The 378-nt window shown below is 44.4% G+C and carries 1 pseudogene; it reads left to right on the top strand.

The features are described from left to right. A pseudogene (locus A3761_RS07585) lies at nucleotides 1–378 on the top strand (D-alanine--D-alanine ligase); the annotation flags it as partial.

Raw genomic sequence — 378 nt, 5'->3', positions numbered from 1 at the left:
TGAATATACAGTTGGCTTGTTGAATGGTTCGCCATTACCGGTAATTGGCTTAAAAACCAGCCATACCTTTTATGACTATGAAGCGAAGTACGAGTCAGATTCTACACAATATTTATTACCCTCAGGCTTATCTGATGAAGAAGAGCAGAGTCTGGGGAATTTGGCGGAAAGAGCATTTAGTGCCTTAGGCTGTTCTGGCTGGGGGCGTGTCGATGTAATGCGCGATAGCAAAGGGCGCTTTTGGTTGTTAGAAGTTAACACCATACCAGGAATGACCAGCCATAGTCTGGTTCCTATGGCCGCGAAAGCTTCAGGTTTAGAGTTTGATGATTTGCTACTGGAAATACTGAAGTCAGCAGTGACAAACAAGCGCTTAAG

Source organism: Oleiphilus sp. HI0123 (genome assembly GCF_001635315.1).
Note: the sequence above shows the minus strand (reverse complement) of the source record. Positions and strands in the feature narration are given on the sequence as shown.